Source organism: Nostoc sp. FACHB-110 (assembly GCF_014697425.1).
Taxonomy (GTDB): domain Bacteria; phylum Cyanobacteriota; class Cyanobacteriia; order Cyanobacteriales; family Nostocaceae; genus Nostoc_B.
Window position 1 is genome coordinate 1 of record NZ_JACJRU010000025.1, and the last position, 15,966, is coordinate 15,966.

9 protein-coding genes are annotated in these 15,966 nt (G+C 39.8%); 6 read left to right on the plus strand and 3 right to left on the minus strand.

Translation table 11 applies throughout. The features are described 5' to 3' along the window. From H6G69_RS34440 to H6G69_RS20875, 5 genes are all read left to right on the plus strand, one after another. Window positions 1-627, plus strand: a 627-nt coding sequence (locus tag H6G69_RS34440; RefSeq protein ID WP_397326959.1) for a calcium-binding protein, incomplete at its 5' end; no start/stop codon positions are given. 354 nt (window positions 628-981) lie between these two features. Continuing rightward, complete coding sequence (locus H6G69_RS20860) at window positions 982-1,794, plus strand: hypothetical protein (protein ID WP_199336192.1); 813 nt, start codon at window positions 982-984, stop codon at window positions 1,792-1,794. Window positions 1,795-2,288: 494 nt separating this feature from the next. Next, window positions 2,289-3,509, plus strand: a complete 1,221-nt coding sequence (locus H6G69_RS20865; RefSeq protein WP_190691041.1) for an MFS transporter — start codon at window positions 2,289-2,291, stop codon at window positions 3,507-3,509. 256 nt (window positions 3,510-3,765) lie between these two features. Then, window positions 3,766-4,773, plus strand: coding sequence for a hypothetical protein (locus H6G69_RS20870; protein WP_190691042.1), 1,008 nt, complete (start codon window positions 3,766-3,768; stop codon window positions 4,771-4,773). 577 nt (window positions 4,774-5,350) lie between these two features. Next, on the plus strand, window positions 5,351-5,902 hold the full coding sequence (locus tag H6G69_RS20875) for a PEP-CTERM sorting domain-containing protein (RefSeq protein ID WP_190691043.1): 552 nt from the start codon (window positions 5,351-5,353) through the stop codon (window positions 5,900-5,902). A gap of 211 nt (window positions 5,903-6,113) precedes the next feature. Here the strand turns inward: H6G69_RS20875 and H6G69_RS20880 are convergent, their stop codons facing one another. Both H6G69_RS20880 and H6G69_RS20885 read right to left on the minus strand, forming a co-directional pair. Beyond that, the gene (locus tag H6G69_RS20880; protein WP_190691044.1) at window positions 6,114-8,192 is read right to left on the minus strand and encodes a hypothetical protein; all 2,079 of its coding nucleotides are present in this window, start codon (window positions 8,190-8,192) and stop codon (window positions 6,114-6,116) included. A 410-nt stretch (window positions 8,193-8,602) separates the two neighbouring features. Then, entirely contained in the window at window positions 8,603-12,898 is a 4,296-nt protein-coding gene (locus H6G69_RS20885) for an ATP-binding protein (RefSeq protein WP_190691116.1), read from the minus strand. A 583-nt stretch (window positions 12,899-13,481) separates the two neighbouring features. Here H6G69_RS20885 and H6G69_RS20890 point away from each other — a divergent pair. Beyond that, window positions 13,482-14,783: an ATP-binding protein gene (locus H6G69_RS20890; protein WP_190691045.1), complete on the plus strand. Its 1,302-nt coding sequence runs from the start codon at window positions 13,482-13,484 to the stop codon at window positions 14,781-14,783. Here H6G69_RS20890 and H6G69_RS20895 read toward each other — a convergent pair. Continuing rightward, window positions 14,775-15,896, minus strand: coding sequence for an ABC transporter permease (locus H6G69_RS20895; protein ID WP_190691117.1), 1,122 nt, complete (start codon window positions 15,894-15,896; stop codon window positions 14,775-14,777). The two genes, H6G69_RS20890 and H6G69_RS20895, sit on opposite strands and share 9 nt — an antisense overlap. Window positions 15,897-15,966: the final 70 nt, after the last annotated feature.

The following is a 15,966-nucleotide window of genomic DNA, read 5'->3' on the forward strand; positions in this document are numbered from 1 at the left end:
TATAGTCAACTCGGCAACACGATTACACTCTCAGGAGTAGGAACAATTACTAAAGCTGGCGACTTAGGGCAAGACACCCTGTTGAAAGTAGAAACAGTAATTGCTGACGCTAGCGTTGCCAACAATACAATAGATACCTCCGCCTCTTTGTCTGGGGTATCTGTTGTTGCTGACTTAGAAAATCAAACTATCTCGGCTGTTAATGTTCCTAGCTTAGGGACAATCACATTCAATGTCATCAACTTTGATAATGTTATTGGCACAAATGAAAGCGACACCCTAACTGGTGATAGCCAAAATAATCAATTCACTGGTTTAGGAGGGAATGACACCATTATTGGTGGTGCTGGCGATGACACCATTATCGGTGGATTAGGTAACGATTTGCTAACAGGTGGTACTGGCGCGGATCAATTTATTTTCAACAGCCTAGCTGAAGCTTTTGACACTATTACAGATTACAGCTTTACTCAACAGGATGTAATTCAAATTTCTCAAGTAGGATTTGGTGCTACAGATATCAGCCAATTCGTCTACAATTCCACTGAAGGTAGTTTATCTTTCTTAGGAACTCAATTTGCTGTTCTTAGCAACCTCTCTGCTGACGTTAGCATTCAGTTGATTTAAGAGATGAGCAAATTCAAAACCTTGACATCTAGTCTTTTTTAAGTAGAACAGTGCAAATAAACCGAAGTATGTAATACCAATTTAATGTGAACTTGCACATATCCTGATCCCCCATTATCCAGGCCACTTGCTACAACGGAGGTTCCTTCTGCAACGCAGTGGCTCCCCTTAAAAAGGGGGCTAGGGGGGATCGAATTCTATGCAGCTTTATAAAAAATTGGTATGACGAAGAGTAAAGTTGCCTAAAACCCTGTTTCCTTCTGCCGTCTGCCCTCTGCTTCCTGCCTTGTCATAACGACAATTTTTAATATCGACTTACTTTTTACTGAATAAAAAATTAAGGGATTAAGAATAGTGACATATTTAAGCAACCAATTAACAAGTTATTTCATTAAATATTTACCAGCAATTACATCTCTAATCACTGTTATACCGTTACCAGTTCAAGCAGCCACATTTTTAGTTACTGAACGCGCGGCTTTAACTAGTAATGATGAAGTTGATTGGAGAAGTTTAGGTAAAGTGTTTAATCCATCTGCTCCTAATTTTTCTGATTTTTTACCTAACTCTTTTTCAGCTACATCTCAAAAAGGGTTAAGTTTAAATGTCGATATAGCTCCAGCTAATAATCCTCGATTTACTCCACCGTTTGTCTTTCAAACTCTACCATCTCCTGGCATTCGCACTAACTTTGCTATTGGTGATTTTATTCTCTTTGGAGGCATAGACCCATCAGGTTTTATTCCTCTTCCTCCTGGTTCACCTGATCCTCGCACTCTAGGAAATGGTGGCCCTTTTACGATTAGTTTTGACAAGCCTGTTTTTGGCGTTGGGACTCAGATAGCTGTAGATATTAGTAATGAGCAAGTTGAAACTTTTATCACCGCTTTTGATAAAGCCGATAAACTGTTGGGTACTGTCTCTGTTTTCAGTACTTCATCCCTAGCCTTAGATAACTCGGCAGTATTTTTGGGAATTCGTAGTGATAGTCCTAATATCTCACGAATTATTTTTAGCAGTTCGGCTCCACAATTTGGCTTGGCTATTAATCATGTCAGTATTGTGCTTCCAGTTCCTGAAGGGAGTTATACCTTAGGAATATTAGCTTTTGGTGTTTCAGGTGTTATTTGGAAACTGCGCCAAAGCAAAATTAAGCTAGTAAGCTAAGAATCACTTATGGTAATTCAAATACAATTGCTATAGTTTCTAAATATAACTCTGAGAAATCCGGGAATTGTATCCCCTTGAAATGGGGTAATAGAAATATTAAAAAATCTATTTTTTAGGTGAATTTTAAGCATAATTTTTTAGACTAAATGTATTGCTATTTAGTCTGAATAACAGAAAAAAGGACATTTTCAAACTTACGTATTAGCGTAAATTTCACAGTTTTTGTATTTAGCTAAATTAAACTAAATGCCGTACACAGAATTAGAAACGATCGTAGACGCGAAGATCAAAAGAGCTATACGAAAGCATGAGATGGTTGTTGCTTGTATTAGTATGATTATCGGGTTGATTTTTATAGCAGGTTTGTTTCACGCAATTTTGCTGAATCACAGTCAAATTCAGACATATTGCTTGAATTAATTACTTTGCTTTTTAGCCAATTTTTTCTATCATCAAGTGTTTTATCCTATCTATCAAAGAAAATTTCATCAATGGATCATAAAAATAATAGCAGACCTATATTCGTCTTATTTTTGATTGTATTTATAGATTTGCTTGGCTTTGGAATTATCTTGCCGATACTACCTTTGTATGCTGAACAATTTGGTGCAGAAGCGAATGAAGCTACTTTGCTTGTAGCTATTTATTCTTTAATGCAGTTCTTATTTGCGCCATTGTGGGGTAGCTTGAGCGATCGCTATGGTCGTCGTCCTATTCTACTACTAACCCTGTTCGGTTCTGTAATTGCATACACAGGTTTAGGCTTTGCCACATCCTTGGGAATTTTGTTTATTGCTCGTGGTTTTGCGGGGATGATGGCAGGCAATATCGCCACTGCACAGGCATACATAGCAGATATTACAACACCAGCGAATCGCTCGCGTGGTATGGGCATCATCGGTGCAGCTTTTGGTCTTGGATTTATTCTTGGCCCAGCTATTGGAGGTATTCTCATAGGGACTGACTCGGACAATGCTAACTTTCATCTACCATCATTGTTCTCAGCTGGATTATCTTTATTAGCATTGCTTTGTGCTTTGATATTACTTCCTGAATCTCTCAATACTGAGACTAAAGCTAAAATTCAGGCTCATCGCTACCGTCAACGCCGAATAAATTGGCGACATCTTTTACAGCGTCTTCAGTTGTTTATGCTCATTGGTATCTATTTTTTAGTTACCTTTGCTGTTGCCGCTATGGACTCAACATTTGCTTTATGGTCTAAGCAGGAATTAAACTGGAACGCTCAACAAACTAGTTATCTTTTTGCCTTCATGGGACTTGTCTGCACAATTGTTCAAGGAGGACTCGTCGGATTTTTCAAGAAACTCTTGGGTGAAATCAAGTTACTTATATTGGGAATATTAGGATTAGGCTTAGGATTATTACTAATTGGATTTTCAAAAAACTTGATTTTATTATTAGTTTCTATCACACTTGTGGCAGGGGGAATTAGTATTACTCAACCAATATTAAATAGCCTGATTTCTCAAATAACAGCAACAGAAGACCAAGGACAAATATTAGGAACTGCCAGTTCTTGCTCTGCCTTAGCACGCATTGTGGGGCCAACTTGGGGAGGAGCTAGCTTTGTCAAATTTGGGAGTTCTGCACCTTTTTTGAGTAGTTCTTTAGTAGTGCTGCTAGCTTTGATAATCAGTTTGCGAATGACTAAAAATACGCTTGAATCAAAAGCCGAACGTGTTGTCTGAAAATTCATGACCGTGCAGCGTTAATAAACCAAGTACAGTAGACCGAAAACTGTTTCGTGAAGACAGGGTGTACACATATCTTGCACCTAGCGACTGAAGTCGCTAGGTGCAAGATGTGAATCAATCATGGCTTTTTGATGATGAGAGATTGAATTTACTCACGCTAATTAACTTTTCTTCCCCTACACCCCACACCCCACACCCTACACCCCTTTCATTTTTCCTACCTCTTTTGAATTACTAATGACGAATTAATATGACAGGTCGCCAAGTATTATTTCTCGGCATTTTTATCAGCATCCTGCTCACCTATACAATTTGGCTGGGTAGGGATATTCCTGCAAGTATTATTAAACTTCCTGACCAAGGATTAAGCTGGTACTACTGGAAACTTCCTAACCCGACTTTTTGGAGCCGAGTCACGGCTTGGAGTTTGTATCTTGGACATCAGTTTAGTATCTGGGCGTGTATCTGGTGGACGCAGCAAACACAGTTGAAATACAAAACAGTGTTGCATCCCATTAATTATCTAATGCTTGCCCTTAATGGTCTATTTATCGCTTTACATTTCCTCCAAACCTACATTTGGTACGATGCACTAGCTCAAGATACCTCCATTTGGGCTTCTCAAGGCGCGGTTATACTTCTACTAGTCTTCGTACTCATTTTGGAAACACCTCGACGTGGGTTGTTTTTTGGACATACTGTACCTTTCCACCAAGAGTTTTTGCGAATTATCAAGGTGTACCACGGCTATTTCTTCTCTTTCGCTGCTATCTACACCTTCTGGTATCATCCAATGGAAGCGACTGCAGGACACTTAATTGGTTTCCTCTATATGTTCCTGCTACTGCTCCAATCATCGTTAATTTTTAACCGCGCTCATACAAATCGTTGGTGGACATTTACTTTAGAAATTACAGTGCTTGTACATAGTGTAGTTGTGTCCTGGATGCTAGGTCAGACTAAATGGCCTACTTTTCTCTTTGGTTTTCTTGGCATTCTTTTGCTTACCCAACTCCACGGTTTACCAGTGAGTAGCTTAACTAAAAGCAGTATTTACGGAATTTTCTTAGTTAGCGTAATAGCAGTTTACGGATTAACGGAACGTGGCTTGGGTAGAATTTATGAAGTAACCTATATCCCTTTGATTGAATTTGGTTTGGTCGGGATGATTTACTTAGTATTCATGCTCATCCTGTGGACGTTTTCTCATTGTAAGGATTTAGGTGGCAGAGTATTGACTAAGGGGATGCATGAGTAGGAGTATCACAAATATAAGTAAGTCGGTGTAAATAATTATTGTTGGAATAAGGCAGGGGGCAGGGGGCAGGGAGCAGGGGGAAAAAGCGTTTGAGCCTTATTTACTTTTCTTCACATAGTTTGGTTTTATTGCATCGACTTACTTAAACCAAAACTTGCTTTAAGAATTAGACCGAGAAAGCTTGAACCAGTGATCAAAAGAACAACTGGTAGAGATAATTCTTGTTTAATGCGACATCTAATATCCAAGGTATTGAACAGGGTGTGGGGAAGACAGTGTTGGAAGAGGATTCAGACGGATACCAACACAAACGCCTTTTTAGGGATTTCCAAGAAATAAATTATCCAATCTTGTAAGGTGGGCTTCTATCCCGCCGTAGGCATCGCTACCTTGATTTTTTTAGTATTTATGTACTATATTGAGGTGCGATCGCCCTGATAAGACCATACATAGCACTCCGTTTAGTTAAACTCCAGCATGTACTTAAAATACAGGAAAAAGTTAGCCTGATTAACAGTATTTACGTAGTAAGTGTAATCAGTATATTCCGTAAATTTCTTGACTGGAGAATTATCTTATGCAATTAATCAAACAATTGAGTATTGCAACTATCACTACCTTTGTGGGTTACACAAGTATTTGCATAGCCTCGACAGCACAAGCCGCACAACTATTTAATTTTCAATATTCTTTTCCTAGTTATGAGTCAGATGGGACATCAATTTCAGCTAGCGGCACACTTTTTACCACCGATTTAGATCCTATCAACAACAACTATACGATTACAGGAATCAGCGGTACTAGAACAGTGAAAGGAATTACAGAGCAAATCATTGGATTGTTACCGCCAGGTACATATGGAAATAACGATAATTTTTTGAACGCGAGTCAACCACTACTAACTATTAAGGGTTTTTCTTATTTAGTTGCTGGTAGTGGTGAAGATGGAAAAGGTAATGTCAATGTCTTTTATAGTGCTTTATCTGAAGGCTATTCAGAACTGTCTAGTGATGTAGATTTTGGTAGTTTCACCATCACTCCCTATTCTGTTCCTGAACCTTATACTGTCGTTGGTTTATTGGTAACACTTGGTTTTGGTAGTCTGATGAAGCGCAAAGAATCTGCATAATCATACAAGATAATTAATAGTCAATAGTTGATAGTTAGAACTAATAACTATTGACTATTAACCTTCTTATACCAATTTTTTATGAAGCTGCATAGAATCAGATCCCCCCTAGCCCCCCTTCAAAAGGGAACTGGAAAAATACATATCATTTAAGGGGGATTTAGGGGGATCGAAATATGTGCAACTTCACATTCAATTGGTGTAAACCCTATTAGAACTTACCAGGGTTATCATCAAGTGCGAGTAGGAAATTAACTAGGTCTGTTTGTTGTTGAGAATTAAATCCAGCTTGACTGTCTACATAAAATTCATGACCTGTACCATCAAGATTACTACTTACTAAATCTGCATCAGCTTTGTTAGCTCGGATGACTTTGGCACGAAGTTTACGATCAACTAAAGCCCGTAAACTGCTGGCAGCATCAGCTGGTATGCTTTGGCGTAAAGTGCCAGGTAGGCCTAATCCGGTAGGATCAACAACAGAAAAGTTGCCATTAGAGTCAAATTTTAAACTACCAGCACGTACGGCTACACCACCATCATGTAAATAGGGTGGATTTAAATAAAGGCCTCGCAAGGGAGTAGTCTTATAGCCACCATTTGGTAGTTGAGTATTGGGGTTAGTAGAAGTGCCTGGGGTTGGAACATCCAGCACGTCTGCATCAGCTGGGATGGGAACTGGATTATTGAAACTGTATAGCTTAGGAGGTACTAAGAAATTAGCTAATGCCAAACGAGATTTTGCACGGGCGGGATTAGTACCAATTTCTTCAACTGGGTGAACTGTGTTGTCGGTGAAGAAAGGAGGAATATGGCAGGTTGCACAATTAGCCTTTTCAAAGACTTTGGCTCCACGTTTGACGGAATTACTATTTAGGGCTTGCCAGTTTTCGGGAGTTTGGTTTGCCGGTGGAATCAAGCTGTTTTGGAAAGCAGACATGGCGTTATTGGCAAACATGAACTTGCCACTGGCATTATCTAAACTGTTGGCAGTAGGAGGACTAAAAATGAGTCCATTGGCTGTCAGCAAATTAGCTTTCAAGTCTGGATAATTGCCGACACCAGGAGCCACAATTTGATCTTGTAACTCTGCTTGATTTGGGTCTGGCGCGATAGTTCTTAGCCAATCTGAGGGTTTGACAGTAAATCCTTCTGGTAAACGTATTCTGGCATCAGCAGCATTTTGAAGAATCGTACCAAGATAAACTTCTGGATCAATCTTGAGACTTTTGGCAATCAGTTCGTATGCTCCTAGGATGTTTGTTTCGGAAGAGTGAACGGCACTATTGAAAGCACTCAATCCGGCAAACGGGCCGACAGCGGCTTCTCCAGAGGCGGTATAAGGAGCCGTTTTAAAGGTGAAATTGTTAGGAATTTGAGTGGTATTTTTAATGCCATCTGTGGAACTTTCAAAATTACCAAAAGGTAATTCCCACAAAATATCATCAAAAGCCTTCTCAAACTTTTGCGGATCGGGCAGTTTTACTAAATTACCCTTACTATCAATAATGGTTTTACCATCACCTTGATATTTTGGATCTAAGGGATCAAGTTTGGTGCGAGAGAAAGCCGCAGATGAATTTGGTGCTAAACCCAAAAATAAGGGAAACGCGATTTCACCGTTGGCTACACCTGGAAGACGTTTACCTTCTTTAGAAAGATTAACGTGGCAAAATGCACAGGTAATTTGCCCATTTGCTGCTGTTCCTATCGGAACAGTAGAGCCTTTTTCTAGCTTTAAGCCTGTATTTATAGATGTACCTTTTTTTAAAATCCGACTACCTATAGGGACATCTTTTTGTAAGGTAATTTTTAAGTTATTGGTTGGCTGACCTTGCAAATTAACAATTGCTGCGGTAATTTCATCCAAAATAATGGCTGAACCTTGTCCAACGCCAAATACACCTTGCAAGCCAAATAAATCGCCTAAAGCCCGATTGAAAAATATGTCTTCTCCTTGGGCAATCAATTCTTTAGTAATCTGAACAGCACCTATCTTTTCATAAGAAGTAGGGTTTTGAGGATCAAGCCCTTTACTAGAAACTAGTTGTGATGCTTCTTGCGGGCTGAGGAGTTTACCGAAATAATCGTAATAACCTACTGGTTGAGTTGGGGCTGGTTGTAGTATGTCAATTTTGGCAAAAGCTGGCTGATTTGCTATCAACGAGTTTGATAAGACAATACCAAAAATAGTAGTGATAAAAATGCAGGCTAAGAAGAAAATCCTAGTTTTCCATGCAAATACCCATTTACTCACACCATCTTTAGAATTACTTTTTTTTTGTTTCATTGAGCCGAATATCGCTAAAAAACTCTAAGTAGATATACCATGCTCATACATACTTATCAGGATTATCAGAACACTAGAAATTTTTCTTATATTCCTTGACGATAAAAAAATATCCTACAGAAAATGAAGGGATGATTTCAGCCAGACTCTTGAGCTAGTTTTTTATTTGACGAGCGTTATGATTATTCGATTTGAGTAGGCGATCGCTCTACAATTAATTATGAGCCAGCTTGCTGACGGAGATATTTTATATTTATTTAATTAACCCGGCAATATATTAAGAAATATATAGTACTAGAAACGTCAATTGGACATTAACAAATATCAGTACTGGTGATGCTGATTGATATCGTGTCTTGTTAAAGACTTATCATTAAGTCCGTAGGGAGCAAGGGAGAGGGTTTTGACGTTTATGAAGTAGTAATTAAATTAACAATAGCTCTGATTAAGTTCTCAGGCTCAATAGGTTTAGAAAGGTGCGTTTGAAAACCAACTTGGAGAGCTTGGTTTTTATCTAATTCACCAGCATAAGCCGAAAGTGCGATCGCTTTGACTTGTCCGCCTTGAGAAGGAGGAAATTGCCGGATCTGCCGCATTAGCATATAGCCATCCATTTCTGGCATTCCAATATCACTCAACATCACATCCGGCTGGACTTGAGTTAACAGTTGCAATGCTGCATAAGCAGAAGCAGCTGTGAAAACTGTGGCGTTGGCTTGTTCTAGTAAAAAAGCAATAAACTCGCGGGTGTCAGTATCATCATCCACTACTAAAACGCGGATATCTTGCAAACTCAAAGAAGATGCAGGTAATTGAGCAGTAGGATTGACCATCGACTGATTAGACATCAATGGTAACTTGACAATGAAAGTAGCTCCCATACCTTCACCTGGGCTTTGGGCTGTAATCGTCCCACCATGAAGCTCGACTAAATGACGCACAATTGCTAAACCCAAGCCTAGTCCACCAAATTTGCGCGTAGTAGCACTATCAGCTTGCCGAAAATAATCGAATACATAAGGTAAGAAATCAGGAGAAATACCTTTTCCGTTATCACTTACAGAAATTTGAGCTTGATAGTCAAGTTGTGTCAAATTTACACGAATGTGTCCTCCTGTAGGCGTAAATTTCACTGCATTAGACAATAAGTTCCAAATTACTTGTTGCAAGCGAGTGGAATCACCTAAAACCACTACTATATCAGTATCAAAATCAACTTCTATCTGAATGGATTTGGCTTGAGCCGCCAGCTGTACTGTTTCGAGTGCAGCTTGAATAATTGAAGTTAAATCAATTGGATTACTTGTCAGAGTTAGCTTACCTTGCAAAATGCGTGAGACATCTAAAAGGTCTTCAATGAGTTCAGCTTGTAATTTGGCATTGCGCTCAATAGTGGATAGAGCTTGTTTGATTTTTGTTTGGTCGAGTTTGGTGGTTTGTAACAACTTTGCCCAGCCTAAGATGGGATTCAGGGGGGATCTTAATTCATGGGATAGCACAGCTAAAAATTCATCTTTAATTCGGTTTGCTGCTTGTGCTTGTTCTCTGGCGGCTTCAGCTACTGTGCGTGCTTGCTGTTCGGCTTGGTATAATCGGGCATTTTCTAGGGCGACAGAAGCCATCTGTGCTAGTTGAACTAAGATGGCTAAGTCAGTAGCCGTAAATTCCCCTTCATATTTGTCGGAAAGCTGAACTAAGCCGATATTTTTGCCATCTCGCCCCACCAAGGGAGCCGCCAGCCAACCACGCATAGGCGGATGATTTTTGGCTTCTTTGCCAAAGCCCCGCCAGAAAGGATGGGCTTCTAGTTCGGCTTGAGTCATTCGTATGGGTTGATTGATCTGGCAAACGTAAGCATAAATACCAGAACCATCAGGTGGTTCCTCATAATTTCGCCAAGCGGCATACTTGTCAGATAGGTAAATAGCGGTGATTGCCTGCGTCCAGTCTTGGTTAATTGTCATACTTGTAACCGACTGATGGGAACCAATAATTGATGCGGTTTGTTCTGTAATCAACTGCAAAACTTCTTCGACTGAAAGGGCAGAGTTAATTGCGAGTGCGGCTGTTGTCAATCCTTGCAATTGGTTCACATATTGCAGTTCGCGCCCTAGCAGTTGTTCACGTTGCAGTTCAGCTTGTTTGCGTTCGGTGATGTCAGCTGCAAAAACTGTCAGTCCCTCAGGTGAAGGATAAACCCGGTTTTCATACCAACGATTCCAAGTAGGATAAAAATACTCAAATTGAATCGGCTTTTGTTCCCTTAAGGCTTGTTGAAAATTAGTGTAAATCTCAGTCCCAATGGTGTCAGCAAACACTTCCCAAATGCTGCGATTGAGAATCTGTTCGCGCTTCATGCCAATAATCTCGCACAAGCGTCCGTTGACATAGGTGTAACACCAATTGCGATCTAAGACATAAAATCCATCATTAATACTTGACAAGATATTTTCTACATTTTGCTGGGCGGTTTCGGCTGCTTGCCTGAGAACCTGCTCTTGCTGCATTGCATCTCGCCGTAATTGGGATAGTTTTAAAGTCGCTTCTACGCGGGCTAACAATTCGCGGGCAGAAAATGGCTTAATTAAATAATCATCGGCTCCGGCGGCTAATCCCTCTACTTTTGCTTCTTCGCCGGCTCTGGCTGACAGTAAAATAATCGGAATGTCGCGGGTCAGATTATTCGTGCGTAATGTATTTAACAGCCCAAAGCCATCTAAACGAGGCATCATCACATCTGTCAGCAGCAAATCTGGTAGATGATTTGCGATCGCTTCTAGGGCCGCAATTCCATCAGTAGCCGTCTCGACTATATAATGTTGACTCAGCAATCGCTTGACATAATCGCGCATATCAGCGTTGTCATCGACTAGGAGAATGCGCGCCGAGGAAGCTGACAGATGAGGGGTAAGAGAAGACAGATAAGACTCATTCCTGTTTTCTGGTTCTGGTAGCCAGCGTAAGGCTTCTTCAATAAAAGGAGCCGCACCGATGGCAGTGGAGACTAAGGTTTGGGTTGCTTGAATTTGCTCTGGTGGTAAATGGGCAGTACCAATCGGAATAGTAATGCTAAAGGTAGTTCCTGCGCCCTCAATACTTTCAACCTGCACCTGACCACCATGTAAGCGCACTAACTCTTGAACTAATGCTAGGCCAATCCCCGTACCTTCTTGAGTTCTTCCCCGCGCGCCTTCCACCCGATGAAACCGCTCGAATAGTTGCGGTAATTCGGCAGCAGGAATGCCAATACCTGTATCTTGAACGATTAATTGGGCTTGCTGCTGTACCTGATGTAAGATAACCTTAATTGACCCACTAAAGGTAAATTTAAAGGCATTTGATAGCAGATTGAGGACAATTTTTTCCCACATTGAGCGATCGATATAAACGGGTGCGCTGAACTCTTGGCAGGAAATTGTCAACTCTAAGCCGGCTTGCTCAATGGCCGAACGAAAAATGCTGGCTAATTCGGCGGTAAAAGTTGCTAAGTCTGTGGGTTCATAAACTGCTTGTACCCTGCCTGCTTCGATGCGGGAAAAATCTAGTAATGTATTGACTAACTTCAACAGACGCAAACCATTACGATGGATTAAGTCAAGCTCTTGCCTTTGTTTTGCTAACAACTCATCTGTGGCTAATAAATCCTCTAACGGACTCAACATTAAAGTTAAGGGAGTCCGAAATTCGTGAGACACATTACTAAAAAACGTCGTTTTTGCCCGATCTAATTCTGCTAAAGCTTCAGCACGTTGGCGTTCTTCTTCATAGGCTTGAGCATTACTAATGCTAGCCGCAATTTGAGAAGCAACTAAGTTGAGGAATACTTGGTAGTTATCGTCAAATAGCCGAAAGGGGTTCAAAGCTGCGACTAAAACACCCGCTTTACCTGTTCTGCCTGATGGCGATATTTGCACCACAGCAGCTTGATGAGGTGAGCGATGCCAAGCTCCGGTGGGTAAGTCACTCCATTTTTGTTCTAAATTAGTCAATACATAGGGTTGATGATTCGTCAATACTTTGGTAAACTGCCAAGGTGAATCATCATTAAAGGCGATCGTTTCAGCAGCAGCTAAGTGTTCTGGCTCAATTCCACAACATCCGGCTAAAGTCAAGCACTGCCTTTGAGAATCTACCAAATAAATCATGGCAAATGGCAGGTCGTAAGGGTTAGTTGCTAAACAGTTAATGCTCAAAGTACAGGCTTCTGCAAATGTACGAGCGTCTGCTGTTGTGGCTGCTAATTCTTTTAACAATGCCAATTGTCGCTCCCCAATAATCCGTGGGGTATCATCTGTGTTGGCACAGATAATTCCGCCAGTACTACCATCATCATTAGGCACTGGGCTGTAGGAAAAAGTGTAATAAGTTTCCTCTGGGTAGCCATTGCGCTCCATAATCAGTAGTAAGGATTCATCATAAGTACCCTGATTCTGCACGAGTGCAGTCTGGGCGCGCGGCCCTACTTGCTCCCAAATCTCTTGCCAAACAATGGCTGCTTTTTGACCTAATGCCTGTGGATGCTTGCCACCTAAAATGGCGCGATAGGCATCGTTATACAAATTGATCAAATCCTCACCCCACCAAACAAACATTGCTTGGCGAGAAGTCAACATAATTCTGACTGCTGTTTTTAAGCTCTGTGACCAAGTTTCAACTGCTCCAAGGGGCGTTTGTGACCAGTCGTACATTCGCATGAGTGCCGCCATCTCACTGTCGCCGATAAACAAATTGGATGAAAACTGAGAGTTAATCTCATTGGTCACAGTCTAGGCCCCCGAATCAAGTTACAAAACATTGGTGAAACTAAAGCGATCATTTTTCGTTGTAGCTATGATTAGGAAGCTGATGTAAAAAATCAGTCCAAAGGGTATACCACAGTTTGATTTTCGGTTATTAGGTTTTGGCAATTTATCTATCTTTGGAAGGAATTTTAAGGATTATCTGGAATTTTGCCGAGAAATATGGCAACAAGTTTAATTGTCAAAGATTAACGATGTGTAGTGCCTTAATTCTCTATAATTTATCCAGTTATTAGACGATTAATAGGGAATTTTCAACCAGAAGTATTGGCATTTTATCCTCTGTCTCAAGGATAAATTTTTGTTGTACTTTGGGAATTACAAATCTATTCCCTGTTCTTTATCTTGACAATAAGCTGGCGATAGTATTTATAGTCACTTGTACCAAGAGATAAGCATAATCATCTTTTTGCCATAATGACTTTACCAAGAAGTAATGTTTTAATCTAATAAAGGTATCAAGAGTTTGAGTATAGCAGGGAGTGTTCGCGTGGAAGAATTTTTCAGTTCTTTTATATCAGAAAACTTTATTCCGCATGGACATTGTTATTTGTGGCAGCCAGGGTTAGTATGGCTGCATGTTTTATCAGATTGTATAATTGCTTTTTCTTATTATTCGATTCCGCTAACTTTAATTTATTTTGTCCGTAAAAGACAAGATATTCCGTTTAAAAATATCTTTTTTTTATTCGGTGCTTTCATTATTTCTTGTGGCACAACTCATGTCATGGAAGTAGTGACACTGTGGCATCCTTATTATTGGTTAGCGGGAGCAATGAAGGCAGTTACCGCTTTGATTTCTTTTTATACTGCTTTACTATTAATACCTTTAATTCCGCAAGCTCTTGCTCTTCCTAGTCCGGCACAACTTGAGGCAGCAAATAAAGCTTTACAAACAGAAATTGCGGAACGCAAACTTATAGAAGCTGAGTTACGTCAGTACAAAGAAGGGCTAGAAGAACTAGTAGAACAACGTACTAAAGAATTAGCAACTGTCAATCAGCACCTACAGCAAGAAATTGTGCAGCGTCAGCATTCTCAAGAACAGATGGCGGAACTATTGAAAGAAGTAGAAACTACAAATCGGGAATTGAATGATTTTGCTTATATTGTTTCTCATGATTTAAAAGCTCCGTTACGAGGAATAGGTTTATTAGCTGAATGGCTATTAACTGATTATGCAGACAAGTTTGATGATGATGGTAAAGGCTTGGTTAACAGATTGATGAGTCGAGTCAAGAAATTACAAAACCTAATTGATAGTATTTTAGAATATTCTCGGATTGGCCGTTTTCAAGGTGAAAAAATCGAAGTAGATTTAAATAATGTAGTTAATGATGTAATTGAACTTCTGAAATATAATGAAAATATTGAGATAGAAGTTGCTAATAATTTACCTATAGTTTATTGTGAAAAGACCAAAATTTCCCAGGTGTTTCAAAATTTATTAAGTAATGCCATTAAATTTTTAGATAAACCCCAAGGAAAAATTACAGTTGCTTGCTCAGAATTGGATGATTTTTGGCAATTTAGTATTAGTGATAATGGCCCTGGGATTGAAGAACAACATTTTACCCGAATATTTCAAATCTTTCAAAAACTCTCGAATACAGATGATACAGAAAGTACAGGGATTGGGTTATCTATAGTCAAAAAAATTGTCGAAATTTATGGGGGCGAAACTTGGGTAGAATCGGAAGTTGGTCAGGGAAGTACGTTTTATTTTAAAATAAAAAAAGAATTGCCCAGTCAATCATCGGTGACGCAATTATTAAATTTAGGTTTAGCTTAACTGACTGCGAAATTTATTAATACTAATAGTTAATAAAACAACAGCAAAGGCCACTAAAGCTAAAACATTAACCCATAGTACATCTAAGCCTACGCCTTTGAGTAAGATGCCTCTAACAATAGCAATGTAATGCCGTAGGGGATTGAGTAGTGATAGAGTTTGAAATAAGGGAGGCATGGCTTCAATGGGTGCGATCGCACCGGATGTCTGTACCATTGGTAAATTAATAAAGAAGGATGTCAATACTACTTGCTGTTGCGATTTACAAACTGTAGCTAACATAATTCCTAAACTAATTCCTACAAATAAGTACATACTAGATAAGCAAAGAAATAGCAAGAAATTGCCACGAAATGGGACATTAAATACTACCGTTGCTAAGGTCAAGGCTAGAAATACATCACCTAATAATAAAACTGCTAAAGGCACAATTTTTGATAACAAAATTTGCCAGTTAGCCGCCGGAGTCATCAATAATTGTTCTAATGTGCCTGTATCTTTTTCGCGGACAACTGTAATGGCTGAGACTAATGTGCCGATTAATGTCAGCACTAAACCCATAACTCCCGGGACAAAAAACCAGCTACTAGTAAGTCCAGGGTTATAAAGAAACACAACTTGGGGTGAAATTGGCGGGGTTGCTTGATTTTGGGTTAAGCGCAAGTTATATTGCTGAATAATTTGATTCATATAATTACCAGCAATCCCGGCTGTATTGGCATTGACAGCATCAATAAATACTTGAATTTCGGCTGATTTTTGGGTGAGTTGACGAGAAAAATCAGGGGGAATGATGACTCCGACATCTAGTTTACCTTCTTCTACTTGTCGGCTTAACTGTTGTTCGCTGGTTGGTACAGATTCGAGTGTAAAAATTCGATTTGATGTCATGGCTGAAACTAATTCACGACTGGCGCTGATGTTGGCATAGTCGATGACACCTAAGCGTAAGTTATGTACGTCAGGGTTGAGGATGAATCCGTATAGTAAGAGTTGGATTGTTGGTGGAACAATGAGTAAGATAATTAGTTGTCTATTGCGTAAGATTTGATTGATTTCTTTTCGGACTAATGCCCAAAAGGGGCTGTCAAATAATCTTTGGATAAGTTTCATAATAACGAACCACAGAGGCGCAGAGAAGCCAGTGCGTTGGGCGGCTTTGCCGACTTGAAGCAACTGGCGT

What these genes read in the sequence shown, in the direction of transcription:
- H6G69_RS20865 (WP_190691041.1), top strand. Translation starts at nt 2,289, where the DNA reads ATGGATCATAAAAATAATAGCAGACCTATATTCGTCTTATTTTTGATT.
- H6G69_RS20880 (WP_190691044.1), bottom strand. Translation starts at nt 8,192, where the DNA reads ATGAAACAAAAAAAAAGTAATTCTAAAGATGGTGTGAGTAAATGGGTA.
- H6G69_RS20895 (WP_190691117.1), bottom strand. Translation starts at nt 15,896, where the DNA reads ATGAAACTTATCCAAAGATTATTTGACAGCCCCTTTTGGGCATTAGTC.
- H6G69_RS20875 (WP_190691043.1), top strand. Translation starts at nt 5,351, where the DNA reads ATGCAATTAATCAAACAATTGAGTATTGCAACTATCACTACCTTTGTG.
- H6G69_RS20885 (WP_190691116.1), bottom strand. Translation starts at nt 12,898, where the DNA reads ATGGCGGCACTCATGCGAATGTACGACTGGTCACAAACGCCCCTTGGA.
- H6G69_RS20870 (WP_190691042.1), top strand. Translation starts at nt 3,766, where the DNA reads ATGACAGGTCGCCAAGTATTATTTCTCGGCATTTTTATCAGCATCCTG.